Below are 26,402 nucleotides of genomic sequence, written 5' to 3'. Positions count from 1 at the left end.
TACCGACAGGACGCCGACTCACGATGACGGACCATCGACACCCCCGCGCTTTGCTCGTCGAAGACGATGCGGTGAGCGCCGCCTTCCTCGAAGCCGCATTGGCGCGCGTCCCGCTCGACGTCGACGTCGCCCGCAACTGCGCCGCGGCGCGCGAACTCGCCGCATCGACCACGCACGACCTGTGGGTGTTCGACGCGAACCTGCCGGACGGTCGCGGCGACGCGCTGCTTCTCGCGCTGCGGGCGCAGGGCCTCGCGACGCCGGCGATCGCGCACACCGCGGCGCGCGAGGCGGAGGAACACGAACGGCTGCTCACCGCGGGCTTCCTCGAAGTGCTGGTGAAGCCGCTGTCGACGGCCGAGACGGTCGCCGCCGCACGCATGGCGCTGGGTCTCGATGCATCGCTGCACGCCCCCGTAGTCGCAAACCCGGACCTGCCGTTGTGGGACGACGCGTCCGCGTTATCCGCGCTGCTCGGGGACCGGGGCCATCTCGTCGCGCTGCGCGGCCTGTTTCGCGCGGAACTCGACACCGTGCGCGTCTCGCTCGCGAACGCGGTGGATACCGATGACCGCGCGGAGATCCGATCGCTCCTGCATCGCCTGCGCGCGAGCTGCGGATTTGTGGGGGCCGCCCGCCTGGGCGACGCCGCCGCGCGACTCGCCGCCGCGGAACCGCGCGCGGGGTGGCCCGCATTCGACGCCGTGATGCGCGCGACGCTCGATCAGTTTCCCGACGCCTGACCACCGGCACCGACGCGCGACAGTTCGCCGAGCATCTGCCACGACGTCAGCCCGCGTGGACCGAGGTGGTGCTCGAGCACGCGCCGCATGGCGCGTCGCAAAGCGGCGAGATCGCCGGATGCGGGCATTTCGTCGTTGGCGAGCGCGAGTAGCGCCTGGCCGCTCGGCGCGTCGCTGCGATCGGCCGCGCCGCGATCACCCAGCAGGCGACGTGGGCCGTTTTCGGGGTCGAGCCGATAACGGGCAGCGGGATCGATCGGCTGCCCGTCGCCATCGCTCGTCCAGTCGAAGCCGAGACCAAGTGCCTGCAGCAGATCGCGCTCGTAGCGACGCAGCGTCCACGCCAGCGGCTCGCCGGCGCGCAGTCGCTCCCGCGCGCGCGCGTAGGCAGTGAACAGGTCGGGTTGCGGATCGTGGCGCGGCGCGAGGCGCAGGGTGAGTTCGTTGAGATAGAACGCGGCGAGCGCCGCATCACCGATCAATCGTGGCGCGGCATCGACCGCTTCCGCATTGGCAAGTTGCGCGAGTTCGCCGCGTTGTACCGCATCGAAACGGATCCACTGCAGCGGTTGCAACGCTGCGCGCAGAAGTTGGCGCCGCGGACCGGTGACGCCGCGCGCAAGCATGCCGATGCGTCCGTACTGCGCGGTCAGCAACTCGAGCAGCAGGCTCGTCTCGCGGTACGGGCGCGCGTGCAGGACGAACGCGTTTTCCTGGGCGTAGCGAACTGTCGACACGGCTAACGCGGCACCGGCGACGCGAAGACCATGGCGCGACGGTCAGTCGTGGTAACCCAGCGACTTCAGCGCCGCCTCGTCGTCCGACCAGCCTTCGCGCACGCGCACCCACGTCTCGAGGAACACCTTCGAGTCGAACAGCTTTTCCATCTGCTGGCGCGAACGCGCGCCAATTTCGCGAAGGCGCTCGCCGCCCTTGCCGATGACGATGCCCTTCTGGCCCGCGCGCTCCACCCAGATCACCGCGCCGATGCGCAGCAGCGCGCCGTCGACTTCGAAATTCTCGATCTCGACGGTGGTCGCATACGGCAGCTCATCGCCGAGCTGGCGCATGAGCTGTTCGCGCACCATCTCGCCGGCGAGAAAGCGCTGGCTCTTGTCGGTGATTTCGTCCTCGCCATATAGCGCGTCCTGCTCGGGAACCAGTGCGAGCGCGGCGCGCACGAGTCCCTGCAGACCCTGCTCCTTCAATGCGGAAATCGGATGCACGGACGCGAACTCGCGACCATTGCTGACCTTCGCCAGGTACGGCAGGAGCGCGGTCTTGTCCTTCATGCGGTCGACCTGGTTCACGACCAGCACCACGGGAACGCCCGCTGCCTTGATTGCGTCGTAGGCGAGGCCGTCCTCGTCATCCCAGCGGCCCGCCTGCACGACCAGCATCACCGCATCCACCCCTTCCAGCGCCCCGCGCGCCGCGCGATTCATCATCCGGTTCATGGCACGCTTCTGCTCGCGATGCAGCCCTGGCGTGTCGAGCAGCACCAGCTGGCCTTCGGGAAACGTCGCGATGCCGAGCAAGCGATGCCGCGTGGTCTGCGGGCGGTTCGAGGTGATCGAGATCTTCGCGCCGACGAGTGCATTGACGAGTGTCGACTTGCCGACGTTTGGGCGGCCGATGACGGCGACGTGGCCGGCGCGGTGGGGTGTGGGATCCATCAGGCGATTGTAAGGGCGGGACGTGTCGGGCCGCCGGAAACACGTCGCCGTCAGCCCTTGCGGTCGCCCTGCATCGCGTCGATACGCGCCAGTGCCGCTTCCGCGGCCGCCTGTTCCGCGATTCGACGTGACGTGCCCTCGCCCTCGGTCACCAGTTCAGGCTGCACGAGCGTGCAGCTGACAACGAAGATGCGAGCGTGCTCTTCGCCGTCCTCGGCCAGCAGTGCATAGACCGGCAGCGGCCGCTGGCGCGCCTGCAGCCATTCCTGCAGCCGCGTCTTGGCGTCCTTGCCGACCTTGTTCGGCGGCGGCAGCGCGGCCATCGCAGGCTCGAACCAAGGCAGCACCGCTGCGCGGCAGGTTTCGAAGTCGGAATCGAGGTAGATCGCGGCGACCAGCGCCTCGACCGCATCGGCGAGTATCGAATCGCGTCGATGACCGCCGGATTTCATCTCGCCGGGCCCGAGCGTCAGCTTCGCACCAAGGTCGAGGTTGCGTGCGATCTGCGCGAGCGATGACTCGCGGACGAGTTCGGCGCGTGCACGCGTCAACGCGCCCTCGTCGACTTTCGGCCAACGCACATACAGCGCTTCGGCGACGAACAGGTTGACCAGTGCGTCGCCGAGGAATTCGAGCCGCTCGTTGTGTGGCGTGCCGGCGCTGCGATGCCGCAGCGCCTGGTCGCGCAGCGCCGGGTTACGGAACGAGTGGCCGAGCGCCGCGTCCACGGTCATTCCGCGGTGCGCTGGAATTCCTTCTCAGCATTGAAGCGACCGACGACGTCGAGGTTGGCGATCAGCGGCTTCCGCACCTCGTAGTCCACCGTCATGACCCAACCCGCCTCCTTGCGCGCGACCTTGACGTTCTCCGGCTTGATGTCGTCGACGTAGTCGACCTCCATGCGGCGGAAGAACAGGTCCTTGATGCGCTCCGGTGGATTGGCCGCCATGCCGGGCTCGCGCGCCATGCCTTCGAGCGCCTTCTTGACCGAGAAGTATTCCGAATACATCGGAATCAGCTTCATCGCCATGTACACGAACACGCCGACCACGGCGAGCACGACGATGAAACTGGTCAGGGTCATTCCCTGCTGATTGCGTCTCATGACTCTCTCCCCAAGGGTCCGCGAGGCGGACAGTATCACCGGATCGTGGTGCCGATGCGCGAGCCGTCGAATGCGCCGGAGCACACCCAGCCTTCGCAGTTGAGCCAGATGAGGAAGGCCTTGCCGCGCAGGTTCGCTTCCGGCAGGAAGCCCCAGTATCGGCTGTCCTCGCTGTTGTCGCGGTTGTCGCCCATCACGAAATAGTGGCCGGAAGGGACCGTCCATTCGCCCTGCCCGTCCATGCGGATCAGGTCGGCGCGTTCGAGCATGCGGTGCGGGCGGCCCGGCAGTGCTTCCTGCTTTTCCTCGGCGCCGGTCATCTCCGCGCCGTTGCCGACGCCCTGGTAGATGCCGATCGGCTGCGACTGCACCGGCTTGCCGTTGAGGAAGAGCTGGTGGTCGTGGTACGCGATCTGGTCGCCCGGCAGGCCGATGATGCGCTTGATCCAGTCCTGCTCCGGATGGTGAGGCGGCTTGAACACGACGACGTCGCCACGCTGCGGCTCACCGATCTGCACGACCTTGGCGTTGTTGATGGGCAACCGCAGGCCGTAGCTGAACTTGTTGACCAGGATGAAATCGCCGGTGAGCAGCGTCGGCATCATGGAGTTCGACGGGATGCGGAACGGCTCGGCGACGAAGGTGCGCAGCAACAGCACCGCGGCCAGCACCGGGAAGAACGATTTGGCGTAGTCGACGAGCATCGGCTCGTCGGTGCTGTCGAGCAGGCCGTCGCGTGCGGCGCGGTGCTTGGCGAGGAACAGCTTGTCGAGCAGCCAGATGACGCCACTGGCGAGCGTCAACACGACGAGGGTGATTTCGAACCAGCGCATGGCAGTCCCTGCAGACGGAATTCGTGACGGGAGCTTGGATCGTGGACGGCCGCCGGGGTTCCCGAAGTCCCGGCCTGCCCGACGGCACTTGCGTTACTGGTCGACCTTCAAAACAGCCAGGAAGGCTTCCTGCGGAATCTCGACGCGCCCGACCTGCTTCATGCGCTTCTTGCCTTCCTTCTGCTTCTCGAGGAGCTTCTTCTTGCGCGAGATGTCGCCGCCGTAGCACTTGGCCAGCACGTTCTTGCGCAACGCCTTCACCGTCGTGCGGGCGATGACCTGCGCGCCGATCGCCGCCTGGATCGCGACGTCGAACTGCTGGCGCGGAATCAGCTCCTTCATCTTCTCGGTCAGGTCGCGACCGCGGCGATCGGCATGGCTGCGATGCGTGATGATCGACAGCGCGTCCACCTTGTCGCCGTTGATCAGCGTGTCCACGCGCACGAACGGGCCGGCCTGGAAGCGCAGGAAGTGATAGTCGAGCGACGCATAGCCACGCGACACCGACTTCAACTTGTCGAAGAAGTCGAGCACCACTTCCGCCATCGGCAGCTCATAGCTGATCTGCACCTGGCCGCCGAGGTAGTTGATGCCGACCTGCACGCCGCGCTTTTCCTCGCACAGCTTGATCACGTTGCCCACGTAGTCCGGCGGCGTGAGGATGTTGGCGCGGATGATCGGCTCGCGGATCTCGTCGACCATGTTCACCGCCGGCAGCTTGGCCGGGTTGTCCATGGGAATGATCGAGCCGTCGGTCTTGAGCACCTCGTAGATCACCGTCGGCGCGGTGGTGATCAGGTTGAGGTTGTATTCGCGTTCCAGGCGCTCCTGCACGATTTCCATGTGCAGCATGCCGAGGAAGCCGCAGCGGAAACCGAAGCCCATCGCTTCCGAACTTTCCGGCTCGAAGCGGAGCGCGGCGTCGTTGAGGCGCAGCTTTTCCAGCGCCTCGCGCAGGTCCGGATAGTCCTCGGCGTCGACCGGGAACAGGCCCGCGAACACGCGCGGCTGCATTTCCTGGAAGCCCGGCAGCGCGGTGGGCGCCGGGTTCGCGGTATGGGTGAGCGTGTCGCCGACCGGGGCACCGTGGACGTCCTTGATCGACGCCGTGACCCAACCCACTTCGCCTGCGCGCAGCGCGTCGAGCGGCTTGCGCTTGGGCGTGAACACACCGACGCCTTCGACCTGGTGCGAGCGACCCGTCGACATCACCAGCAGCTTGTCGCCCGGCTTGATCTCGCCCTGCATGACGCGCACCAGCGACACCACGCCGAGGTAGTTGTCGAACCACGAGTCGATGATCAGCGCCTGCAGGCGATCGGTATCGCGCGGCTTCGGCGGCGGAATGCGGTGGACGATCGCTTCGAGCACGTCGATGACGTTGAGGCCGGTCTTCGCGCTGATGGCGACGGCGTCCTCGGCGTCGATGCCGATGACCGCTTCGATCTCCGCCTTCGCGCGTTCGATGTCGGCGGTCGGCAGGTCGATCTTGTTGAGCACGGGTACGACTTCGAGCCCCTGCTCCACCGCCGTGTAGCAGTTGGCGACGGACTGCGCTTCCACGCCCTGCGCGGCGTCGACGACGAGCAGCGCGCCCTCGCACGCGGCAAGCGAACGGCTGACTTCGTAGCTGAAGTCGACGTGGCCCGGCGTGTCGATGAAGTTCAGGAAATAGGTCTTGCCGTCCTTCGCCTTGTACGGAAGCGAGACGGACTGCGCCTTGATCGTGATGCCGCGCTCGCGCTCGATCGGATTCGAGTCGAGCACCTGCGCTTCCATTTCGCGCGCTTCGAGGCCGCCGCAGATCTGGATGATGCGATCGGCGAGCGTCGACTTGCCGTGGTCGACGTGCGCGATGATGGAGAAGTTGCGGATCTGCTGCATGAAGCGGGCGAGGCCTAGGCGAAATAACGCGGGATTATCGCATGGCGCCCGGTCCAGCCCCGGGGCGACCGCGGGATTTCCGCGGTCGCCGCAGGAAACGTCAGTTGCCGGTCGGATCGACCGCGACGAACTGCGTCGAATTGCCGCGTCGCACGAGCAGCATGATCGCCTGACCGCGCGGCAGCGCCGACACCGCGCGGGAGAGGTCCGCCGCGCTGCCGACCGCGCTGCGGCCGACCTGCAGGATCACGTCGCCCGGCTGCAGCCCGGCGTCGCGCGCCGGCGTGCCGTCGACACGACCGATCTTCACGCCCTCGCCGTTCTCGAGGCCAAGACGCTTGCGCTCGGCGCCCGTCAGGTCCTGCACGGCGATGCCGAGGCTGGCGTTCGCCGACGGCTCGGCTTCCGCCGCACGCGGAGCGGACGATTCACCTTCTTCCGCGGCCGCGACGGTCAGCGCATCCAGCACCACCGGCACCTGCACGGTCTTGCCCTCGCGGATGACGGTGAGCTGCGCCTTGCTCTTGGGGGGCAGTGCGCCGATCAGCGGCGGGAGGTCGCCCGAATCATTGACCGCGCGACCGTTGACCGCGCGGATCACGTCGCCGCGCTTCAGGCCACCGCGCGCGGCGGCGCTGTCGGGCAGAACGTCGGCGACGAGCGCGCCCGATGCGCTGGGCAGACCCATGGAATTGGCGAGGCTGGACGTCAGCTGCTGCACCTGCACGCCAAGCTGACCGCGCGCGACGCGTCCCGTCGTACGCAGCTGCTGGACGACCGATGCCGCCAGGTCCATCGGAATCGCGAAGCTCACGCCCTGGTAGCCGCCGGAACTCGAGAAGATCTGCGAGTTGATGCCGACCACCTCGCCACGCGTGTTCAGGAGCGGACCGCCTGAATTGCCGCGATTGATCGCGACGTCGGTCTGGATGAACGGGACGTACTGCTGGTTCGCGTACGGATTGGAGCGGCCGACCGCGCTGACGATGCCGGCCGTCACCGAGTGATCGAGGCCGAACGGCGAGCCGATCGCGACCACCCACTGGCCGGGCTTCGGCGGATCGGTCGCGGTGCGCAGCGCCGGCAGGCCCTTGCCCTCGATCTTCAGCAGCGCGACGTCCGACTGCTCGTCGCTACCGACCAGCTTGGCCTTGAACTCCCGGCGGTCGGACAGGCGCACGGTGATCGCGCTGGCGCCGTCGACCACGTGATGGTTGGTGAGGATGTAGCCGTCGTCGGAGATCAGGAAGCCGGTGCCCAGCGAGACGCCCTGCAGGCTGTCGTCTGGACGCTGCGGCGCCTTCGGGCCGCCCGGGCCCGGCGGGTCTTCGCCGAAGAAGCGCTTGAAGAACTCGGGAATCTCTTCGTCCTCGTCCGCGAGGCGACGGTTGTTGCCGCCACGGATTTCAGCGGAGACGTTCACCACCGCCGGCCCCACCTGCTGCACGAGGTTGGTGAAGTCCGGCAGGCCGGACACCATCGACACCGCCGGCGGCGCGGTCGACGGAACAGGCAGCGCCGCGCCTGGCTGTGGCTGCTGGGCCGTGCAGGCCGCGGGCAGCGCGAGTGCGATGGCGCCCACGAGGGCGAGCGTGTGGAGCGGTCGGTTCATCGAATCGGCCTCGGCAACAGTCGGGAGGGCCGGCGTTGCCGGCCTTGAATCGGGGATGGAGATCAGGGCGTGACCGTCTGACCGCCCGCCTCACCATGCAAGCGCGGCTCGAACGGGTAGAACGACGGCGACTCGCCACGATTTTCGCCGGCCACGCCGTAGCTGGCGGTGAGCGCGGTTGCATTGCCCAGCGCGGCGCGTGGCCACGGACGCGAGGTCAGCGGATCGGTGGCCGGGACGTGGAAAGGATTGGCCGCGTCTGGCGGGGTGAACGCGGCGACGGCGACCGTCGTGGGCGACAGGGGTTCGCTACGCGTCGTGCTCTCGCTACGACGCCCGGCGCGCGATGCCACGGTGCGTGCCTGCGGACGCTCGATCGATGCCAGCTGCGTGCGCGCGGGCGGCGCGACGTCGGGCGGAATCGTCGCTGCGACGGCCGGGGCTTCGATGGACGGCGCGCTCGCTGCCTGCGTCGCCGTCGCGGCCGGGACAGAAGCGGTCGCGGCAACCGCGGGACCCGACGGCGTCGCAACAGGTTTCGGGCCGCGTGTGGCAACGACCGCCACCAGCGCCAGCGAAGCGGCCAGCGCGCCACCGATCCACAAACGCGCCGGGCGCCGTGTCGGCGACGCGACCGTCGCGATCGACGGCGCAGGCGCGAGCACCGGCGCTTCGCTCGCCACCGCGGCACGGACGCGCCACGCGAGGTCGGCCGGTGCCGCGATGGGCGCCTGCTTGCGCAACGCATCGCCGACCATCTGCCAGCGGCCGCAGTCGTCCTGCCAACCGCCGTCGTGGGACAGGCGGCGCATCGCGAACAGGCGTGCTTCGCCTTCGAGTTCGCCGTCGAACAGCGCGCTCAGGGATTCACGGTCGTGGGTGTCGTTCGGCTTCATCGCTACCGCTCCCGGGCTCGGGTTTCGCGTTCGGGGTCGAGAAGGGGCTTGAGCTGCACGTCGATCGCTTCGCGGGCGCGGAAGATGCGCGAGCGAACCGTGCCGATCGGGCACCCCATGCGTTCGGCGATCTCGTCGTAGCTGAGGCCTTCGACCTCGCGCAACGTGATCGCTTCGCGCAATTCCACCGGCAACCGGTTCACCGCGTCCATCACCGTCGTCTCGATCTCCTGCCGGAGCAGCTCGTGCTCGGGCGTGTCCGTATCGCGCAGGCGCAGCGACGGATCGAACTGCTCGGCGTCCATGACGTCGATGTCGTCGGTCGGCGGCCTTCTGTGTTGTGCGACGAGATGATTCTTGGCGGTGTTCACGGCGATCCGGTGCAACCAGGTGGAGAACTGGGCGTCGCCCCGGAAGTTGCCCAGCGCGCGGTAGGCACGCATGAAGACTTCCTGTGCGACGTCCTGGCATTCGCTCCAGTCGTGGATGTAGCGCCCGATCAACCCGACGATCCGATGCTGGTACTTGCGCACCAGCACATCGAAGGCCGAGCTGTCGCCGCGCTGCACGCGCTCGACCAGCTCCCGGTCCAGGGACTCCCGCCCCGTGCCGGCTTCCATTGCAGATCCTTCCTCTACGGCCATGTCGGGCCGGCACTCCTGTATCGGCCCGGCATCGCCGAGCACTGGGACAACGCCATCGCGGAAAAGTTCATCGACCGCGGCGGGCGCGGGGCGCGGAACGGGGCGCGGATTGACGCACGCGAAACAACTCGCATGATAGCCGGATGCTCCATACGTGAACGGATGGTTGGAATGCCCGCTCCCTCCCGCTTTGACGGCCTGCCGATGCACCACTGGCGTGCCGAGTCCCGTGACGACGGCGTCGTCGTGCTGTCGTTCGACAAGGCGGAAAGCTCCGTCAACACGTTCTCGCAGGACGTGCTCGTCGAACTCGACGGCCTGCTCGAGCGGCTGCAGCTGGAACCGCCGAACGGCTTGGTGATCCGCTCGGCGAAGGCCAGCGGATTCATCGCTGGCGCCGACATCAAGGAATTCCAGGTCTTCGACCAGCGCGGCACGGTGAACGACGCGATCGCGCGCGGGCAGCGCGTGTTCCAGCGAATCGCCGACCTGCCCTTCCGCACCGTCGCGGCGATCCACGGCTTCTGCATGGGCGGCGGCACGGAAATCTCGCTCGCCTGCGACTACCGTGTCGCCAGCGACGATGCGTCCACGCGCATCGGCCTGCCCGAAGTGAAGCTCGGCATCTTCCCGGGCTGGGGCGGCAGCGTGCGCCTGCCGCGCCTCATCGGCGCTCCGGCCGCGTTCGACCTCATGCTCACCGGTCGTACCGTGAGCGGCAAGGCGGCGAAGGCGATGGGACTGGTCGATCGCGTCGTGCCCGTCGATCAGTTGATGGAAGCGGCGACCAGGCTCGCCCTGCGCGGCACCGAGGGCCCGTTCCAGCAGCGCGCGCTCGCCTGGGCGACGAACACCTGGATCGCGCGGCAGGCGATCGCACCGCAGCTGGTGAAGCAGGTGTCGCGCAAGGCAAAGAAGGCGCACTACCCCGCGCCGTACGCGCTGATCGAAAGCTGGCGTCGCGGAGGCGGGTCGACGAAGCAACTGCTCGACAACGAGCGACGGGCGGTCGTCAAACTTTCGTCGACGCCGACCGCACGCAATCTCATCCGCGTGTTCTTCCTGCAGGAACGCCTGAAGGCGCAGGGCATCAAGGATCACGGCATCAAGCGCGTGCATGTCGTCGGCGCCGGCGTGATGGGCGGCGACATCGCGGCGTGGTCGGCCTACAAGGGTTTCGAAGTGACGCTCGCCGATCGCGAGCAGCGCTTCGTCGACGCGGCGATGCAGCGCGCATCGGAACTCTTCGCAAAACGCGTCAAGGACGACGCCAAGCGTCCGGACGTCGCGGCACGCCTGCGCGGCGACGTCGCGGGCGATGGCGTTGCCGATGCGGACCTGCTGATCGAAGCGATCATCGAACGCCCCGATGCGAAGCGCGCGCTGTATGGCGACGTCGAGCCGCGCATGAAACCCGATTCGCTGCTGACGACGAATACGTCGTCGATCCCGCTCGACGAACTGCGCGAAGGCCTTGCGCGTCCTGCGCAGTTCGCGGGCCTGCACTACTTCAACCCGGTCGCGCTGATGCCGCTGGTGGAAATCATCCATCACGACGGCATGGATCCGCGCACCGGGCAGCGGCTCGCCGGCTTCTGTCGTGCGATCGACAAGTTCCCGGTGCCGGTCGCGGGTACGCCGGGCTTCCTCGTCAACCGCGTGCTGTTTCCGTACATGCTCGAAGCGGCGACCGCGTATGCCGAGGGCATCCCCGGCCCGGTGATCGACAAGGCCGCGGTGAAGTTCGGCATGCCGGTGGGGCCGATCGAACTGGTGGACACCGTCGGCCTCGACGTCGCCGCAGGTGTGGGCGCGGAACTCGCGCCGTTCCTCGGCCTGCCGATTCCCGCCGCGCTGGCGACGCCGCCGGAAGCCGGACGTCGCGGCAAAAAGGATGGCCAGGGCCTGTACAAATGGGAGAACGGCAAGGCGGTGAAACCCGAGATTCCGCAGGGCTATACCGCACCGGACGACCTCGAGGATCGACTGATCCTGCCGCTGCTCAACGAGGCCGTGGCCTGCCTGCACGACGGCGTGGTCGCCGACGCGGATCTGCTCGATGCGGGCGTGATCTTCGGCACCGGTTTCGCGCCGTTCCGCGGCGGCCCCATCCAGTACGTCCGCGAAACCGGTGTCGACGTCCTGCTGCAGCGCCTGCGCCAGCTCGAAGCCCGGCACGGCGCGCGCTTCGCGCCGCGTCCGGGCTGGGACAATCCGGCGCTGCGCGCGTAACGGCTACGCGTTCGTCGCGTCGTAATGGCGCGACGAACGTTGCTTGCACTCGTCATCGAGGCAATCGGTTCGACGCGCGTCGCCGGTCGTCAGTTCGTCGTCGGCTGCGACAGGTCGATGCCGATCTCGCATACGGTCGGCGGCAGCTTCCGCACGATCGGCAGGTCCGACATGAAGTCGCCATCGCCGGCCGGATAGTCGTCCGGCGGATTCGACGGCTCGCATAGCGTCACCGGGCCAACGAAGCGCCCGTCGTGCGACAGCGTGCCGCCTTGCCAGTCGGTGACGACCCCACCGTAATCCCAGCCAAAACCGGCGAACTCGAACGGTCGCCCGTTGAGGCGTTCGAGTTCGATGGTGGTGAGGCCGGTGCGCACGCCGTCGGCGCGCGTCCACGTCGACGGTTTGCGTACGTAGAGCGCGGCCGGATGCTTGGCCGCCTCGTCCAGGTGCACCTCGACGCGTCGCGCCGGGTCGGTCGCGAACAACACCCACCCCGGTGCTTCCGCACCCTCCGCGCCGTGCAGCGTTTCGCGTGCGATCGCGGCGGCGCCATAACGTGCGCCGAGGGTTTCGAAGGTGTCGTGCGCGAAGGCGACGTCGTCGAGTCGCGACGGCATCGCGGATTCGGACAACGGCCCGCGCTGGGGTGTTACCGCCAACCGCGGCGCGCGCGGCTCGCGGGCCGACGGTGACGCGGCGGCGACAGGTGACGTGGGCGCGGCAGGCGGCGTCGTGCTGCGCGAACAGCCGGCGAGCGCGACGATCAGCGCGATCGACAACGGAAACCCGCGCATGGGTGAGGACGCGCGGATGCGACGGCCGGCCGCGTCGCTCACATCGTGTGGGTGGCGCGATCGCCGGTGAGCAGGCCGGCGAGCAGCGTCTCGATCCTGCCCTTCACCGCGTCGCCCTCGGGCGTTTCCGGGAACTGCACGCCGATGCCGGCGGGATGCCCGCCCTGGGCGCCGACCGGCGTCAGCCAGATAACCTTGCCGGCCACCGGCAGGCGTTCGCCCGATTCCGGCAGCGTGACGAGCAGGAACACTTCGTCGCCCAGCGAATACCGTTTCGGCGTCGGCACGAAAATGCCGCCGCCCTTCAGGAACGGCATGTACGCCTGGTACAGCTGGGACTTGTCCTTGAGGACCAGCGACAGGATGCCCTGTCGCGCGCCGCCGGGAGTTGCACTCATCGGTCGCGGATCTCCTGGCCGACACGCGATGCCGCGCGCCAGGCCGTCAACAGTTCGATCAGCACGAGGTCCGCGCGGACGGTGGTCCGCAACAGGTCGCGGCTGCGGTTCGCTTTGTCGAACCAGGTGGCCAGACTGCGCGCCGCGTGCGGGTCGGTCAAGCCGCGGGCGCGTTCGACGGCGAGGTCGGCTGCGTGGCGCAGGCGAAGGCTGGTGTGCTCATCGCCCGCCCATTGCTGCGCGATCTCCTGCGGGGTGCCCTCGCCGCGCGCGATTTTCTGCAGGTCGGCGGCGACGCGGCGTCGCAGATCGAGCCCGCCGTTGCGCAGCCAGTCGTTCGCCAGCCCGGGATGACCGTTGGCCGCGTGCAGCGCCTCGTCGACATCCTTCGCCGCATGGCCCCGCGCGAGCAGCCACGCGCGCGCTTCGTCCGCGGGTGGCAGATGGAACTCGACGCGCTGGCAGCGGCTGCGGATGGTCGCGGACAGGCGCGCGGGATGCGCGGACACGAGCCACAGGTAGCGACCCGCCACCGGCTCTTCCAGCGTCTTCAGCAACGCGTTGGCGGCCGACGTGTTGATTGCATCGGCGGGATCGACGATCGCCACCTGCGCGCGCCCGTACTGCGGCGTCAGTGCCAGCGCCGCCGACAGCTCGCGCATCTGGTCGATGACGATCTCGGTGCGCAGCTTCGTGCCTTCGCGATTCGGGATGAAGCTGACGAAGCGGTAGTCCGGATGCGTGCCGGCATCGAGCAACCGGCAACTGCGGCAGGTACCGCAGGCCTCCAGATCGTTCGGCGTTTCGCACAGCACGCGGCGCGCGAGCCGGATCGCGACATCGCGCTTGCCCAGCTGCGCCGGGCCGCAGAACAGCTGCGCGTGGCCGAGGCGGCCGGATGCGAGCGTCGTCGCCACCTGTGCATACATGCGCGACTGCCACGGCGCCATGGCGCTCATGCCAGCGACGCGCGATGACGACGCAATGCGTCGACGGCCGCGGCACTCACCGCTTCCGGCGAATGCGAGGCGTCGATGACGACGAAACGGCGCGGATGCGTCGCAGCGCGCGCGAGATATGCGGCACGCACGCGCTCGAAGAACTCGACGCGCTCCGACTCGATGCGATCGGCATCGCCACGCCCACGCATGCGCGCGAGGCCGACGTCGACGGGCACGTCGAGCAGCAGCGTCAGACCCGGCTCGATGCCCACGAATTCGCGCTCGAGCACGTCGATCAGATGCGGATCGCAGCCGCGCCCACCACCCTGGTAGGCATGGCTGGCGTCGGTGAAACGATCGCTGAGCACCCAGTCGCCACGCGCGAGCGCCGGTGCGATCACCTGCCCGACCAGCTGCGCGCGCGAGGCGAACATCAGCAGCAGCTCGGTGCGATCGGACGGCGGTTCATGCGACGGGTCGAGCAACAACGCGCGGATGCATTCGGCGAGCGGCGTGCCGCCAGGCTCGCGCGTGCAGGTCACCGCGCCGTCGCGCTCGAGTTCCGCGCGCAGCGCGGCGAGCACGGTCGACTTGCCCGCGCCCTCGCCGCCCTCCAGCGTCACGAGCTTGGGCTCGCGTCGCAGTGCAACCGCCTGCGTCATCGCGGCGTGGCCAGCGCGGCGCGGTAATTGACGAGGTACTTCTGCACGTTCTGCTGGTGCTCGGCGAGGGTCTTCGCGAAGAAGTGGCGACCGCTGCCGTCGCCACGCGCGACGAAGTACAACGCATCGCCGGGCGCGGGATTCGCCACCGCCTGCAATGCGGCGACGCCCGGCATCGCGATCGGCGTCGGTGGCAGGCCGGCGCGCGTATAGGTGTTGTACGGGCTGTCGGTCTGCAGGTCGACCTTGCGGATGTTGCCCGCGTACGCGCTGCCCATGCCGTAGATGATGGTGGGATCGGTCTGCAACATCATCCCGATCTTCAGGCGACGCGAGAAAAGCCCGGCGATTTCCGGCCGTTCTTCCGCAATGCCGGTTTCCTTCTCCACGATCGACGCGAGCGTGAGCATCTCGTCGGGTGTCTTCAGCACGCTGTCCGACGTGCGCGAACGCCAGGCGGCGTCGAGCGCCTTGTGCATCGAATCGTAGGCGCGATGCAGCACGTCGAGATCGGTATCGCCGCGCGTGTAGACGTAGGTCTCCGGCAGGAAGCGCCCTTCCGGATGCTCGCCGGCGTGGCCGAGCTTGGCCATCAGCGCGGCGTCGTCGAGCTGCGCGCTGTCGTGCACCAGCGCGTCGGCCTTCGCGATCGCGTTGCGGACGTCGCGAATGGTCCAGCCTTCGACGATGGTGACCTTGTGCTGGATGACGTGGCCGTCGCGCATGTCGATCAGCAACTCACGCGCGGTCATGCCGGGTTCGAGGCGGTATTCACCGACCTGGATGCGGCCTGCCGCGCCGAGCTGCTTGGCGAGCGCGGTCCATTCGAGCGTCGAGCCCTCGACACCGGCTTCGTGCAGCTTGCGCAGCACCTTCGGCAGCGAATCACCCTGGCGCACGACCAGGCTGCTGCCCGGTTTGACGCCGCGCATCGGCGCATCGGCGAATTCAGCGTAGAGGTACCAGGCGCCAGCGAGCGCCGCGACCAGCGCGATCAGGAGCAACAGGCTGAAACAACCACTTCGGCGCTTGCGCGTACGGCTCACGGCGTCTCCGGTGTCAGTGCGAAGGCGGGATGCTCGATCGCAAGGCGTTCCCGAAGCCGAGCGACCCGCGGGTGCGGCGACCACGCGTGATCGCCGAGCCGCGCGACTTCGAGGATACCGCGCACGGCATTGCAGACGAACAGGGCGTCGGCCGATTCGACGTCGCGCGGCGTGAGCCGCGTCTCGCCTGCGTCGAGCGCCGCCATTGCCCAGTCGCGACAGACGCCGCGCACGCCGCAGCGATCGATCGCCGGCGTCCACCACCCCGCCCCGTTCAGCACGAAAAGATTGCCCGCGACTGCGCTGACGACGTGGCCGTCCGTGTCCAGCATCAGGCCTTCGTCCGCGGTGTCACTCGATGACCACTCGGCGCGCGCAAGCACCTGCTCGAGCCGGTTGCAATGCTTGACGCCGGCGAGCTTGGGCTGGATGGCAAGGCGTGTGTCGCACCACCGCAGCGCGATGCGTGCCGGCGATACCGGCACGTCGTGGCGCGACAACATCCAGAACGGTGCCCCCTGCGACGGCGCGTATCCACGACCGCCTGCGCCCCGCGTGACCAGCAACTTGGCGACACCATCGCCGCCGTCGAGCAGTGCACCGAGCTCCGCGCGCACGTGCGATTCATCCGGCAGGCGCAGCGCGAGGACTTCGGCGCCGCGACGCAGGCGCGCCCAGTGCGCATCCCACCACGGCACGTCGCCGCCGAATGCACGCATCGTCTCGAACAGGCCGTCGCCGTAGGCGAGCCCGCGATCGTTCGGCGCGACCGCGTCCACGCGCGACGTGCCTTCGAACATGCGCACGTCCACGTCAGCCCTCGACGCCGAGCGCGCGCAGCATGCCGCGCGCCTTCGCACGGGTTTCGTCGAGTTCGCGGTGCGGGTCGGAGTCGGCAACGATCCCGGCGCCCGTGCGGAATCGTACGTCGCGACCCTGCACTTCCGCGCTGCGGATCAGGATGTTGAGGTCCATGTCGCCATTGGGCGCGAGCCAGCCCATCGCGCCGGTGTACGCGCCGCGGCCGACGCCTTCCAGCTCCGCGATGATCTGCATGCAGCGCACCTTCGGGCAGCCGGTGATCGTGCCGCCGGGAAACACCGCGCGAATGACCTCGCCCGGCGTCACGCCATCGCGAAGGCGGCCCCGCACGTTGCTGACGATGTGGTGCACGTGCGCGTAGCTCTCGACCGTCATCAGTTCGTCGACTTCGACCGTCCCGGCGCGGCACACGCGACCAAGGTCGTTGCGCTCGAGATCGATCAGCATCACGTGCTCGGCGCGTTCCTTGGGATGGCCGACCAGCTCCTGCACGCGCGAGGCTTCATCGTCGCCAGGAAGCCGCGGCCGCGTACCGGCGATCGGGCGTGTTTCGACGAGGTCTCCCTGCACGCATACCAGTCGCTCCGGCGACGCACTGACGACTGACCAGCCATCTCCGGCGAACAGGCCCGCGAACGGCGCGGGATTGTTGCGCCGCAGTTGCGCGAACAGCGCCGCAGGTTCGACATCGGCATCGAAGTGTGCCGTCCAGGCGCGCGACAGGTTGGCCTGGAACACATCGCCGGCAACGAGGTAGTCGAGGATGCGACGCACGCCGTCGGTGAAACGCTCCGGCGCGTCCTCGTCGATGGCGAGAGGTTTGCGCCACGGGGCGAGCGGCATTGCGTCGTTCGCACGCTGCAGATCGGCAAGGATGGCGTCCGCGATCGCATCGTCGATCGCGTGCAGCACGCAGGTGTCGTCCGCGCGGTCGTGCTCGATTGCCGCGTCGATGCGCAGCGCGATCGCGACCGGCAGCGCCCCCGGCGCGGGCGGCAGGTCAAGAACCGGCTCGACCTGCGCCGCGGCCTCGTAGGCGATCAGCAAGGCCCAGCCGCCGACGGGCGACGCGTGAGGCGTCGATGTCACCTTGAACGCGGCGTCCAGCGCAGTGAAGAAGTCATCACCCACATCGACGCCATTCGCGTTGCGCACGCGGCCGTCGCGTCCGAGCACGAGGCGTTCGCCATTCGTTGCAAGCAGCAGGTCGCGACGGCCGATGCGCGTGCCGGACGCGCTGGATTCGAGCAACACGGGATAGCGCGCGGGCGCGAGCCGGTGCAGGTCGAGCAGGTCGCCGCCGCGCTCGGAAACGCGTCGGACGGGAGGCGGCAAAGGCATGCGCGGCTGCGGCAACGTCGGAATCTCGATTATCGCCGGTCGCGCGGGCCGCCGTATCCACGACCGCGAAGCGGCGAAGCCCGCGACGGGCGCGGGCTTCGAGGGGTCAGCGGTCGCGCCTCGGTCAGATCCGGCGGAATACCAGCGTCCCGTTGGTGCCGCCGAAGCCGAAGCCGTTCGAGACCACGACGTCGACCTTGGCCTCGCGCGCCGTGTTCGGCACGTAGTCGAGGTCGCAGCCTTCCGACGGGTTGTCGAGGTTGATGGTCGGCGGAATGATGCCGGTGTGCAGCGCGAGCACCGAGAAGATCGCCTCGACGCCGCCGGCCGCGCCAAGCAGGTGTCCGGTCATCGACTTGGTCGAGCTGACCATCGTGCGGTAGGCGTGGTCACCGAGCGTGCGCTTGATCGCCATCGTCTCCGCGAGATCGCCAAGCGGCGTGGACGTGCCGTGCGCGTTGACGTAGCCGACCTGCTCGGGCGTCACGCCCGCATCCTTCAGCGACATGGTCATGCAGCGCGCGGCACCTTCGCCGTCCTCGCTGGGCGCGGTCATGTGGAACGCGTCGGAGGTCGCCCCGAAACCGGCGAGCTCGCAGTAGATGCGCGCACCGCGCGCCTTGGCGTGTTCGTATTCCTCGAGCACGAGGATGCCGGCGCCGTCACCCAGCACGAAGCCGTCGCGCTCGGTGTCCCACGGACGCGACGCACGCGTCGGGTCGTCGTTGCGCGTGCTCATCGCCTTCATAGAACAGAAGCCGCCAACCGAAGTCGGCGACGAACCGCGCTCGCCGCCACCGGCGATCATCACGTCCGCATCGCCGTACTGGATCATGCGCATCGCCATGCCGATCGAATGGTTCGACGTCGCGCAGGCTGACACGGCGGAGAAATTCGGGCCCTTCATGCCGGTGAGCAGCGACACCTGCCCCGGCAGCATGTTGATGATCGTGCTCGGCACGTAGAACGGCGAGATCTTGCGCGGGCCGCCTTCGCTGTACTTGATCGCGGTTTCCTCGATGCCGAGGATGCCGCCGATGCCGGAGCCGATGAGCGCGCCGATGCGCTCGGCGTTGCTGTCGTCGATGACCAGACCCGAATCCTCGATCGCCATCAGCGATGCGCCGACGCCGTAGTGGATGAACGGGTCCATCTTCTTCGCGTCCTTCGGGTTCACCCACTTGGTGACGTCGAAGTCGCGCACTTCACCGGCGATCTTGGTGGTGAAGTTGGTGGTGTCGAAATGCGTGATCGGGCCGATGCCCGAACGTCCGTTGACGATGCCGTCCCACGTCGTCGCCAGGTCATTGCCGAGCGGAGAGACGATTCCAAGACCGGTGACCACGACGCGACGGTTGGACATTGCTTGCGACCTCGAGACACCGGCGAGCGGTGATGTCTGGACGGCGATACGACGCCGTAGGGCGTGACTTCAAAAACACGGGGCCGCAATGCGGCCCCGTCGGTATTGCGTGGAGAACGGAAGCGCCACGGCCTTCCGCCTCCCGTCAGCGGATTACGACTTGACGTGAGCCTTCACGTAGTCGATGGCCTGCTGCACGGTGGTGATCTTCTCGGCTTCTTCGTCCGGGATTTCGCACTCGAATTCTTCCTCGAGCGCCATCACGAGCTCGACGGTATCCAGCGAGTCGGCGCCCAGATCGTCAACGAACGAGGCGTTGGTGGTGACATCTTCTTCCTTCACGCCGAGCTGTTCGACGACGATCTTCTTGACGCGCTCTTCGATGGTGCTCATTGGATCTCTCTCCTCCCGGGACGGGATGCTAGATGGACAAGTCTAAATGAATCGCGGCGGGCCGGAGTATAGCGGCCGGTGCCGCGTGAAAAAGTCGTTCGGATGCCGGCTCGGGCGGCCTCACGGCATGTACATGCCGCCGTTGACGTGCAGGGTTTCGCCGGTGATGTACGACGCGGACGGGCCGGCCAGGAACGCCACCGCACGTGCGATGTCGGCGGGCTCGCCGAGGCGCCCCAGCGCGATCTGGTCGAGCATCCCCGCCTTGGCGTCTTCAGGCAGTCCGCGCGTCATGTCGGTATCGATGAAGCCGGGGGCGACGACGTTCACCGTCACGCCACGGGAACCGATCTCGCGCGCCAGCGACTTGCTGAAAGCGATGATGCCGGCCTTCGCGGCCGCGTAGTTCGCCTGCCCCGCGTTGCCGGTCACACCGATCACCGACGCGATGTTGACGATGCGGCCCTTGCGCGCCTTCATCATGCCGCGCATCACCGCTTTCGACGAGCGATAGACGCTCGTCAGGTTGGTGTCGAGCACCGCCTGCCAGTCTTCGTCCTTCATGCGCATCAGCAGGTTGTCGCGCGTGATGCCGGCGTTGTTGACGAGGATCGAGATCGGGCCGACGTCCTTCGTGATCGCATCGACGAGGTCTTCGATCGCGCCCGCGCCGGTGACGTTGAGTACGCGCCCGTGGCCGCCGTTCGCGGAGAGACGTTCGGTGATCGACGCCGCGCCTGATTCGGACGTCGCGGTACCGATCACGATGGCGCCCTGCGCGGCGAGTTCGTCCGCAATGGCCGCGCCGATACCGCGCGTCGCGCCGGTGACCAGTGCGATCTCGCCCTTCAATGCATCCGACATGTTGAATCTCCGTTACTGCGCGCGGGGCGCGCCCGCCGCGTTGGTGCGAACCGCGTCGAGCGGTCGGCGTCGTGGAATCAGGCGCGCCAATCCGCGAGTGCGGCGTCGAAATCGGCCGGGGTGCCGAGCGCGCGCGCATCCACCGACTTGTCGATGCGCTTGATCAGCCCGGTCAGCACCTTGCCAGGACCGCATTCGGCGATGCGACCCGCGCCGCGCGCGACGAGTGCTTCGACGCATTGCGTCCACTGCACCGGAAGGTAGAGCTGGCGCACGAGCGCATCGCGGATCGAAGCGACATCGGTGCGGACCTCGGCATCGACGTTCTGCACGATCGGCAACTGCGGCGTCGACCACTGCAGGCCGTTCATCGCCTCCGCAAGGCGGTTCGCTGCTTCGCGCATGAGCGGCGTATGCGACGGCACGCTGACCGCGAGCTTCACCGCTTTGCGAACGCCACGCTCGGCGAGCATTGTGAGCGCGCGATCGACCGCGTCGGCATGGCCGCCGATCACGATCTGACCCGGGGAGTTGAAGTTGGCGGGAACGACGACTTCGCGACCGCTGCAGGCCTCGCAGACCTCGAGCACGAGTGCGTCTTCAGCGCCGAGCACCGCCGCCATGGCACCGGTACCGGTCGGCGCGGCGGCCTGCATCAGCTGGCCGCGCAGGCGTACGAGCTTCGCGGCGTCGGCGAGCGGCAACGCGCCCGCCGCGACCAGCGCGGTGTATTCGCCGAGGCTGTGGCCCGCAAGCTGCGCGGGCATCGCGCCACCGCGCGCCTGCCACAGTCGCCACACGGCAACGCCCGCCGCGAGCAGCGCCGGCTGGGTGAATTCGGTCGTATTGAGTTCGGTGTCGGGACCGTTCTGGCTCAGCGCCCAGAGATCGACGCCCGCGCCTTCGCTGGCCTCGGCGAACGTGGCCACGACCACCGGATCAGCCGCGGCGAGCTCGGCCAGCATGCCGACCGACTGCGAGCCTTGGCCCGGGAAGACGAATGCGAGTTGCGTAGCGGTCACGCGCGACAGCCCGAAGGGGGAACGCGCCATCATACGGACGAAGCGTTCGCGGTGTCTGTACTCCGGCGTACGCCGCTGATCGGCGCATCCCACGGCCGTTTGCCGAAAATGCGAACGCCCGCCGGGATGCGGCGGGCGTTCGACGGCGACGCGGAACGATGGAATCAGTAGCGCAGCAGCGCGCTGCCCCATGTGAAACCGCCGCCGAAGGCTTCCAGCAGCAGCAGCTGGCCGCGCTGCACGCGACCGGAGCGCACGGCCTCGTCCAGCGCCAGCGGCACCGACCCCGACGACGTATTGCCGTGCTTGTCGACGGTGACGATCACGCGCTCCATCGGCATGTCGAGCCGCTTGGCGGTCGCCTCGATGATGCGCAGGTTGGCCTGGTGCGGGATCAGCCAGTCGATGTCGTGGCGATCCAGGCCGTTGGCTTCGAGCGTCTCTTCGACGACGGAATCCAGAGCCTTCACGGCGTACTTGAAGACATCGTTGCCGGTCATCATCACGCGCACGCCGGCGTTGTGTTCTTCCGGCTTGAAGCCCACCGACACACCGACCGGGTTGTACAGCAGGTCCTTCTTGCTGCCATCCGCGTGCAGATGCGTGCTGAGGATGCCGGTTTCGGTGTCCGCCTTCAGCACCACCGCACCCGCGCCGTCGCCGAACAGCACGCAGGTCGCGCGGTCGGTCCAGTCGAGCATGCGGGTCAGCGTCTCGGCACCGACCACGAGCGCCGTCTTCGACGCGCCCGAGCGGATGAACTTGTCCGCCACTGTCAGCGCGTAGACGAAGCCCGAGCAGGCGGCGTTGACGTCGAACGCCGGAACGCCGTGGGCGCCGAGGCGGTGCTGCAGCAGGCAGGCCGTCGACGGGAAGATCAGGTCCGGCGTGGTGGTGCCGACGATGATCAGGTCGATATCGGCCGCGGTAACGCCTGCGGCTTCCATCGCGCGCGTGGCGGCGTGGAACGAGAGGTCGCAGGTGGTTTCGCCTTCGGCGGCGACGTGGCGCTCGCGAATGCCGGTGCGGGCGGCGATCCACTCATCGCTGGTCTCGACGAACTTCGCGAGGTCGTCGTTGGTCAGCACCTTCTCGGGCAGGTAGCTGCCGGTGCCCGCGATGCGCGCGTAAATGGTCTGGGTCATCCCCTGCCTCGCCGGGACCGCGGAACGCGGAGCGTTCGCGGACGCCGCCGTATGTACGGCGGCCGGAAAAACGGCGATGCGACCCGGAGGTCGCATCGAGATCGGTGGCGGATCACCCGCCGCCCGCGTCGGAGGCCGTGCCATCGACGCGGACCGTGTCGTCAGGCGCCGGGGCGCCCGTCGATCACTCCTCGTCGGCAACCTTCGAGCGGGTGTCGATGACCTTCTTGCCACGGTAGTAGCCGTCGGCCGTCACGTGGTGGCGCAGGTGCGTCTCGCCAGTGGTCGGATCGGTCGCCAGCTGCTTCGGGCTCAGCGCGTCGTGGGCGCGGCGCATGCCACGGCGGGAGGGAGAAACGCGGGACTTCTGAACGGCCATCGGGGTGCTCCGGTGCAACGTGTGGCGGCGTCGGGCGTCGCGCCCGGGCCGAAAGAGGGAAATTATCGCCCAGCCCGGGGGCGCATGCCACCGGCGGGCTGACCGGAGCGTTACTCCGGCGTCTTCTTCAATGCAGCCAGTGCAGCGAAGGGGTTCGGCCTCTCGACCTCGACGACCTCGTCGTCGCCCCATTCATGCTCCACAGCCTCCGACCCGGGCTTCACCGGAACGACCGGCACCGCCAGGATCAGCTCGTCCTCGACCAGCGCGAGCGTTTCAAGCTCGCCCGACTCGTCGACCAGCAGGGCTTCGTAACCCGGCGGCAGGGCCGCTTCATCGGCCTCGTCGCGGATCAGGCCCATGCGCTGGTCGATGTGGACCGGCAGCAGGAACCTCTCCAGCGTTCGCTGGCAAACCAGCGGCAGCTCGGTTTCGACGCGGACCTCGACGTAGGCGACGCCGAAGCTGTCGCGATCGAAATCGAGGGAAAACACCGCATCGCCATCCGGCGCTTCCAGCAGGCTGGCAAGCCTGCGCAGCGATGCCAGAGGCACGCGGCCCTCGAACGCGCTCCGCGCGGTGACCTGGCGCCAGGCGTCCAGGGTCGCGGGAACGGACTGCCGGGGCGACTGCGCGGACATAAGCCGCGGAATGTTAGGGAGGCGCTTTCGTGGTGTCAAACCGGAGACGCGCGTCACGCCTGGCGCGTTGCCGCCCGCCCGGCCGGGGCGTCAGACTGCGAGGCCTCAGCCGGAGACCGCCGTGACCGTTGTTGCCTTGCTGCTCGCCGCCATCGCGGCACTCGTCACCGTGTTCCTGCTGCAACGCACCCGCCGCCTCTCGCCCCACCAGCGCGCGGTGCGCGATGTGCTGGACGCCGCCGACGCCCTCGAGGACCGCCTGCGCGTGGCGAAGGCCGAGATCGAGGCCGTCGCGGGCGACAACGGCCCGAACGCGGTCGGCGACGCGATGCGCGAGATGCTTCGCCAGCGGCTGTGGCTGCGCGACCACGGCCACGACGCCACCCCGCAGCAGCTCGCGCGCGTTCGCGACGCGATCGACGAGGCGCGCGGCCGCATCGAGCACCAGCTGACGCAGATCGAGGAAGCGAGGCTGCCGCGTGACTGAGTCGCGCCTGGTTCTCGCTTCGACGTCGCGCTACCGGCGCGAACTCCTCGAGCGCCTCGGCCTGCCGTTCGACTGCATCGCGCCCGGCGTCGACGAGACACCACGCGACGACGAGTCACCTCAAGCGCTGGTCGAACGACTGGCTCGCGCGAAAGCAGGTGCCGTCGCGAATGCAACCCCGCGCGCCTGCGTGATCGGTTCTGACCAACTCGCCGAATTCGACGGCCGCATCCTGGGCAAGCCGGGCACGCCCGAGCGCGCCGTTGCGCAACTCGCGTCGATGTCCGGACGCCGCGTCACGTTCCTCACCGCGCTCTGCGTCATGCGCGACGAGAACGAGATCGGCCTGCATGTCGATCGCACGGTCGTGCGCTTTCGCGACCTGTCGAACGCGGAGATCGAGCGCTACGTCGACGCCGAACGTCCGTACGACTGCGCGGGCAGCTTCAAATCCGAAGGTCGCGGCATCGCGCTGTTCGAGGCGATCGAGACGAACGATCCGACCGCGTTGGTCGGGCTTCCGTTGATCGCGACCGCACGGCTGCTGCGCGACGCCGGCTTCGCCCTGCCCTGACTCAGCGCGCGATTTCGACCGGGACTTCCGGCCACTCTTCCACTGCGCCATCGCGACCGTGCAGGCGAAGGCCGAGCCAGTGGCGGCCGGGCGATGCGTTCGTGGCGTCGACGGCGCCTGAGAAGCCGAGCGCGGGCGCGTTCGGGTCAACCAACCCGGGCCACGACACCTCGAGGCCCGGATAGCGAACGCCGTAGCGCAGCTCACCGACGACATGCCCATCCAGCGTCGCTTCGACGCGCAGCAAGCCGACGCCGTGTCGGAACGCCCAACCCGATACATCGAAGGTGCGCCCGACCTTCGCGTCGATCGCAGGCCGATCGATCCACGCCATCGCGGGCGTCGTGCACGCACCCTGCGGCGGTTTGTCGAGACGGAAGAGCGCGAGGCGCTGGCGCCCATGGTCGACGTTGAGGATGCGCGGCGCCGGCAGCGGACCGACGCGCTGGCACAGCTCGAGATAGCGGCGATGCAGGTTCTTGAACTCCACTTCGCTGACGCCGACGGCGAGCAGCACCGGGCCGTGCGAAAGCACCTCGCGCGGATCGGCGTCCAGGCCCCACAGGTGCAACTGCGGTGCGCGGCCGTGCTTGCGGTTGAGCGGGTGGTCGAGCACGACGATGTCCCGATCGCCCAGTGCGAAACCCAGCTCGGCGCCGAGCTTGAAGTTGTCGGCGACGACGCGCGTGCCGGGCGGCATGCGACGCAGTTCGTCGCGCGCTGCATCGGCCACTTCGTCCCAGCCCGCGAAGTTGGACGGGTACCACTTCTCGGCGGCGACGCGCGCGCGCACATCGGGAATCGACACCGCGACGTAGTAACCCATCACCGAGATCAGGCCAAGGCCGGCGAGCACGGCGGTCGCGCGCCGCCACAGTGGGGGCCAGCCGGCGATGAAACGCGGCAGGAGTGGCATCAGCGCGAGGAAGCCCGGCACCGGCCAATGGAAGCTGACGCGCTCGGTGTCGGCGAAGAAGCCGAGCACGAAGAAACCGGTCACGACGAGCAGCCCGAGCATCGCGCACCAGCGCGCGGCCAGCAGCGGGCTGCGCAGGCCGTCGCGACCGGCCTGCAGCAGCGCGACGAACAGCAACGGCGTGACCAGCAGCGCCTGGATGGCGATGAACCACAGGCCCGTCGCATGGAACGCCCACGGGTGGCGCTCGACGAGCTGGAAGCGCAGGCCGGCGTCGGCGTTGTCGTAGTTCCACCACACCAGCGGCGTCCACGCCGCCGCGCCGAGCACGACCGCCATGATCACGCGCACGTCCTTCAACGCGCGCCGTCCCTCCGGCGTCGCAAGCAGCGCAACGAACCCCACGCCGATGACCGCGATGAAGCGGTAGTGGCTCAATGCGCCGATGGCGAGTCCGGCCGCGAGCTCCAGCGCATGGCCGGCATCGACGCGACGCAACAGGCAGGCGCCGGCATCCATGCACAGCAGCGTCGCGAGCGCCAGCAACGGATCCGGCACCGCGAGTAGCCCGAGCGTGCCGGCCAGCGGCAGCAACAGGGTGAACGCACCGGCTTGCCAACCTTCGGATTCGCCGAACGTCCGCCGTGCGATGCGGACGACAAGCAGCGGCACCAGCATCGCGACGAGCAGGAACGGCATGCGCAGCGCCAGCGTGTGCGCGCCACCGATCGTCACGCCCAGGCGCGTCATCCATGCGGTCAGGCCGGGAAGATCGGAATACGCGGCGGCCGCGTGCTGGCCTTCCTGCCAGTAGAACGCCTCGTCGACGAACAACGGCAGGTGCGTCGCAACGGCGACCTTCACGACGAACACGACCGCCCACAACGCCCAGAACTGGCGCCGCGCACGCGTCGCCACGGGCTCCGACTGCATCCTCATCCGACCTCGCTACACTCGGGTTGCGGCGGGATGCCGCCCGATTCCAC

The 26,402-nt window shown here is 68.4% G+C and carries 28 protein-coding genes; 4 read left to right on the top strand and 24 right to left on the bottom strand.

Annotation, left to right across the window (positions count from 1 at the left end):
• The first annotated feature begins 23 nt into the window (after nucleotides 1–23).
• The gene (locus ACKTTN_RS05945; protein ID WP_407908958.1) at nucleotides 24–743 is read left to right on the top strand and encodes a response regulator; all 720 of its coding nucleotides are present in this window, start codon (nucleotides 24–26) and stop codon (nucleotides 741–743) included.
• On the opposite strand, the gene recO is transcribed toward ACKTTN_RS05945, so the two are convergent.
• From recO to rpoE, 9 genes are all read right to left on the bottom strand, one after another.
• A complete protein-coding gene (gene recO / locus ACKTTN_RS05940; RefSeq protein ID WP_407908957.1) occupies nucleotides 725–1,480 on the bottom strand; it encodes a DNA repair protein RecO in 756 nt (251 codons plus the stop codon). The genes ACKTTN_RS05945 and recO overlap by 19 nt on opposite strands.
• A 42-nt stretch (nucleotides 1,481–1,522) precedes the next feature.
• Nucleotides 1,523–2,419 carry a GTPase Era gene (era, locus tag ACKTTN_RS05935; RefSeq protein ID WP_407908956.1) on the bottom strand — a complete coding sequence of 299 codons (897 nt, stop codon included), beginning with the start codon at nucleotides 2,417–2,419 and terminating at the stop codon, nucleotides 1,523–1,525.
• A 50-nt stretch (nucleotides 2,420–2,469) separates the two neighbouring features.
• On the bottom strand, nucleotides 2,470–3,153 hold the full coding sequence (gene rnc, locus ACKTTN_RS05930) for a ribonuclease III (protein WP_407908955.1): 684 nt from the start codon (nucleotides 3,151–3,153) through the stop codon (nucleotides 2,470–2,472).
• The gene (locus tag ACKTTN_RS05925; RefSeq protein ID WP_407908954.1) at nucleotides 3,150–3,524 is read right to left on the bottom strand and encodes a DUF4845 domain-containing protein; all 375 of its coding nucleotides are present in this window, start codon (nucleotides 3,522–3,524) and stop codon (nucleotides 3,150–3,152) included. Before ACKTTN_RS05925 ends, rnc begins: the two co-directional genes overlap by 4 nt.
• A gap of 35 nt (nucleotides 3,525–3,559) precedes the next feature.
• A complete protein-coding gene (gene lepB / locus ACKTTN_RS05920; RefSeq protein ID WP_407908953.1) occupies nucleotides 3,560–4,357 on the bottom strand; it encodes a signal peptidase I in 798 nt (265 codons plus the stop codon).
• Between the two features lie 93 nt (nucleotides 4,358–4,450).
• Nucleotides 4,451–6,241, bottom strand: a complete 1,791-nt coding sequence (gene lepA, locus ACKTTN_RS05915) for a translation elongation factor 4 (protein ID WP_407908952.1) — start codon at nucleotides 6,239–6,241, stop codon at nucleotides 4,451–4,453.
• A 100-nt stretch (nucleotides 6,242–6,341) separates the two neighbouring features.
• Nucleotides 6,342–7,853 carry a DegQ family serine endoprotease gene (locus ACKTTN_RS05910; protein ID WP_407908951.1) on the bottom strand — a complete coding sequence of 504 codons (1,512 nt, stop codon included), beginning with the start codon at nucleotides 7,851–7,853 and terminating at the stop codon, nucleotides 6,342–6,344.
• A 62-nt stretch (nucleotides 7,854–7,915) separates the two neighbouring features.
• A complete protein-coding gene (locus ACKTTN_RS05905) occupies nucleotides 7,916–8,749 on the bottom strand; it encodes an RseA family anti-sigma factor (protein WP_407908950.1) in 834 nt (277 codons plus the stop codon).
• Between the two features lie 2 nt (nucleotides 8,750–8,751).
• Complete coding sequence (rpoE, locus tag ACKTTN_RS05900; protein WP_407910021.1) at nucleotides 8,752–9,369, bottom strand: RNA polymerase sigma factor RpoE; 618 nt, start codon at nucleotides 9,367–9,369, stop codon at nucleotides 8,752–8,754.
• 195 nt (nucleotides 9,370–9,564) lie between these two features.
• Here rpoE and ACKTTN_RS05895 point away from each other — a divergent pair, with 195 nt between their 5' ends.
• Nucleotides 9,565–11,625, top strand: a complete 2,061-nt coding sequence (locus ACKTTN_RS05895; RefSeq protein WP_407908949.1) for a 3-hydroxyacyl-CoA dehydrogenase NAD-binding domain-containing protein — start codon at nucleotides 9,565–9,567, stop codon at nucleotides 11,623–11,625.
• An 89-nt stretch (nucleotides 11,626–11,714) separates the two neighbouring features.
• Here ACKTTN_RS05895 and ACKTTN_RS05890 read toward each other — a convergent pair whose 3' ends face one another.
• From ACKTTN_RS05890 to ACKTTN_RS05825, 14 genes are all read right to left on the bottom strand, one after another.
• Nucleotides 11,715–12,464 (bottom strand): hypothetical protein, encoded by a 750-nt coding sequence (locus tag ACKTTN_RS05890; RefSeq protein ID WP_407908948.1) that lies wholly within the window; start codon nucleotides 12,462–12,464, stop codon nucleotides 11,715–11,717.
• Nucleotides 12,461–12,820, bottom strand: coding sequence for a PilZ domain-containing protein (locus ACKTTN_RS05885; protein WP_407908947.1), 360 nt, complete (start codon nucleotides 12,818–12,820; stop codon nucleotides 12,461–12,463). Before ACKTTN_RS05885 ends, ACKTTN_RS05890 begins: the two co-directional genes overlap by 4 nt.
• Nucleotides 12,817–13,779 (bottom strand): DNA polymerase III subunit delta', encoded by a 963-nt coding sequence (locus ACKTTN_RS05880; protein WP_407908946.1) that lies wholly within the window; start codon nucleotides 13,777–13,779, stop codon nucleotides 12,817–12,819. Before ACKTTN_RS05880 ends, ACKTTN_RS05885 begins: the two co-directional genes overlap by 4 nt.
• Nucleotides 13,776–14,423, bottom strand: a complete 648-nt coding sequence (gene tmk, locus ACKTTN_RS05875) for a dTMP kinase (protein WP_407908945.1) — start codon at nucleotides 14,421–14,423, stop codon at nucleotides 13,776–13,778. The genes ACKTTN_RS05880 and tmk overlap by 4 nt, the downstream gene beginning before the upstream one ends.
• Nucleotides 14,420–15,469 carry an endolytic transglycosylase MltG gene (gene mltG / locus ACKTTN_RS05870; protein WP_407908944.1) on the bottom strand — a complete coding sequence of 350 codons (1,050 nt, stop codon included), beginning with the start codon at nucleotides 15,467–15,469 and terminating at the stop codon, nucleotides 14,420–14,422. The genes tmk and mltG overlap by 4 nt, the downstream gene beginning before the upstream one ends.
• Entirely contained in the window at nucleotides 15,466–16,281 is an 816-nt protein-coding gene (pabC, locus tag ACKTTN_RS05865) for an aminodeoxychorismate lyase (protein WP_407908943.1), read from the bottom strand. Before pabC ends, mltG begins: the two co-directional genes overlap by 4 nt.
• A 1-nt stretch (nucleotide 16,282) precedes the next feature.
• Entirely contained in the window at nucleotides 16,283–17,632 is a 1,350-nt protein-coding gene (locus ACKTTN_RS05860) for an aminodeoxychorismate synthase component I (protein WP_407908942.1), read from the bottom strand.
• A 124-nt stretch (nucleotides 17,633–17,756) separates the two neighbouring features.
• Complete coding sequence (gene fabF / locus ACKTTN_RS05855) at nucleotides 17,757–18,995, bottom strand: beta-ketoacyl-ACP synthase II (RefSeq protein ID WP_407908941.1); 1,239 nt, start codon at nucleotides 18,993–18,995, stop codon at nucleotides 17,757–17,759.
• A gap of 153 nt (nucleotides 18,996–19,148) precedes the next feature.
• Nucleotides 19,149–19,388, bottom strand: coding sequence for an acyl carrier protein (gene acpP / locus ACKTTN_RS05850; RefSeq protein ID WP_133498343.1), 240 nt, complete (start codon nucleotides 19,386–19,388; stop codon nucleotides 19,149–19,151).
• 120 nt (nucleotides 19,389–19,508) lie between these two features.
• Nucleotides 19,509–20,252, bottom strand: coding sequence for a 3-oxoacyl-ACP reductase FabG (fabG, locus tag ACKTTN_RS05845; protein WP_407908940.1), 744 nt, complete (start codon nucleotides 20,250–20,252; stop codon nucleotides 19,509–19,511).
• A 77-nt stretch (nucleotides 20,253–20,329) separates the two neighbouring features.
• Complete coding sequence (gene fabD, locus ACKTTN_RS05840; protein ID WP_407910020.1) at nucleotides 20,330–21,274, bottom strand: ACP S-malonyltransferase; 945 nt, start codon at nucleotides 21,272–21,274, stop codon at nucleotides 20,330–20,332.
• Nucleotides 21,275–21,438: 164 nt separating this feature from the next.
• Nucleotides 21,439–22,419, bottom strand: a complete 981-nt coding sequence (locus ACKTTN_RS05835; RefSeq protein ID WP_407908939.1) for a beta-ketoacyl-ACP synthase III — start codon at nucleotides 22,417–22,419, stop codon at nucleotides 21,439–21,441.
• A gap of 184 nt (nucleotides 22,420–22,603) precedes the next feature.
• Nucleotides 22,604–22,798 carry a 50S ribosomal protein L32 gene (rpmF, locus tag ACKTTN_RS05830; RefSeq protein ID WP_407908938.1) on the bottom strand — a complete coding sequence of 65 codons (195 nt, stop codon included), beginning with the start codon at nucleotides 22,796–22,798 and terminating at the stop codon, nucleotides 22,604–22,606.
• Between the two features lie 110 nt (nucleotides 22,799–22,908).
• Complete coding sequence (locus ACKTTN_RS05825; protein WP_407908937.1) at nucleotides 22,909–23,439, bottom strand: YceD family protein; 531 nt, start codon at nucleotides 23,437–23,439, stop codon at nucleotides 22,909–22,911.
• A 121-nt stretch (nucleotides 23,440–23,560) separates the two neighbouring features.
• Here ACKTTN_RS05825 and ACKTTN_RS05820 point away from each other — a divergent pair, with 121 nt between their 5' ends.
• On the top strand, nucleotides 23,561–23,926 hold the full coding sequence (locus ACKTTN_RS05820) for a hypothetical protein (protein WP_407908936.1): 366 nt from the start codon (nucleotides 23,561–23,563) through the stop codon (nucleotides 23,924–23,926).
• A complete protein-coding gene (locus ACKTTN_RS05815; protein WP_407908935.1) occupies nucleotides 23,919–24,500 on the top strand; it encodes a Maf family protein in 582 nt (193 codons plus the stop codon). The genes ACKTTN_RS05820 and ACKTTN_RS05815 overlap by 8 nt, the downstream gene beginning before the upstream one ends.
• A 1-nt stretch (nucleotide 24,501) precedes the next feature.
• Here ACKTTN_RS05815 and ACKTTN_RS05810 read toward each other — a convergent pair whose 3' ends face one another.
• A complete protein-coding gene (locus ACKTTN_RS05810) occupies nucleotides 24,502–26,349 on the bottom strand; it encodes an ArnT family glycosyltransferase (protein ID WP_407910019.1) in 1,848 nt (615 codons plus the stop codon).
• Nucleotides 26,350–26,402 lie beyond the last annotated feature (53 nt).

The sequence above is a fragment of the Lysobacter claricitrinus genome (assembly GCF_045866565.1).
Taxonomy (GTDB): domain Bacteria; phylum Pseudomonadota; class Gammaproteobacteria; order Xanthomonadales; family Xanthomonadaceae; genus Cognatilysobacter; species Cognatilysobacter claricitrinus.
Note: the sequence above shows the minus strand (reverse complement) of the source record. Positions and strands in the feature narration are given on the sequence as shown.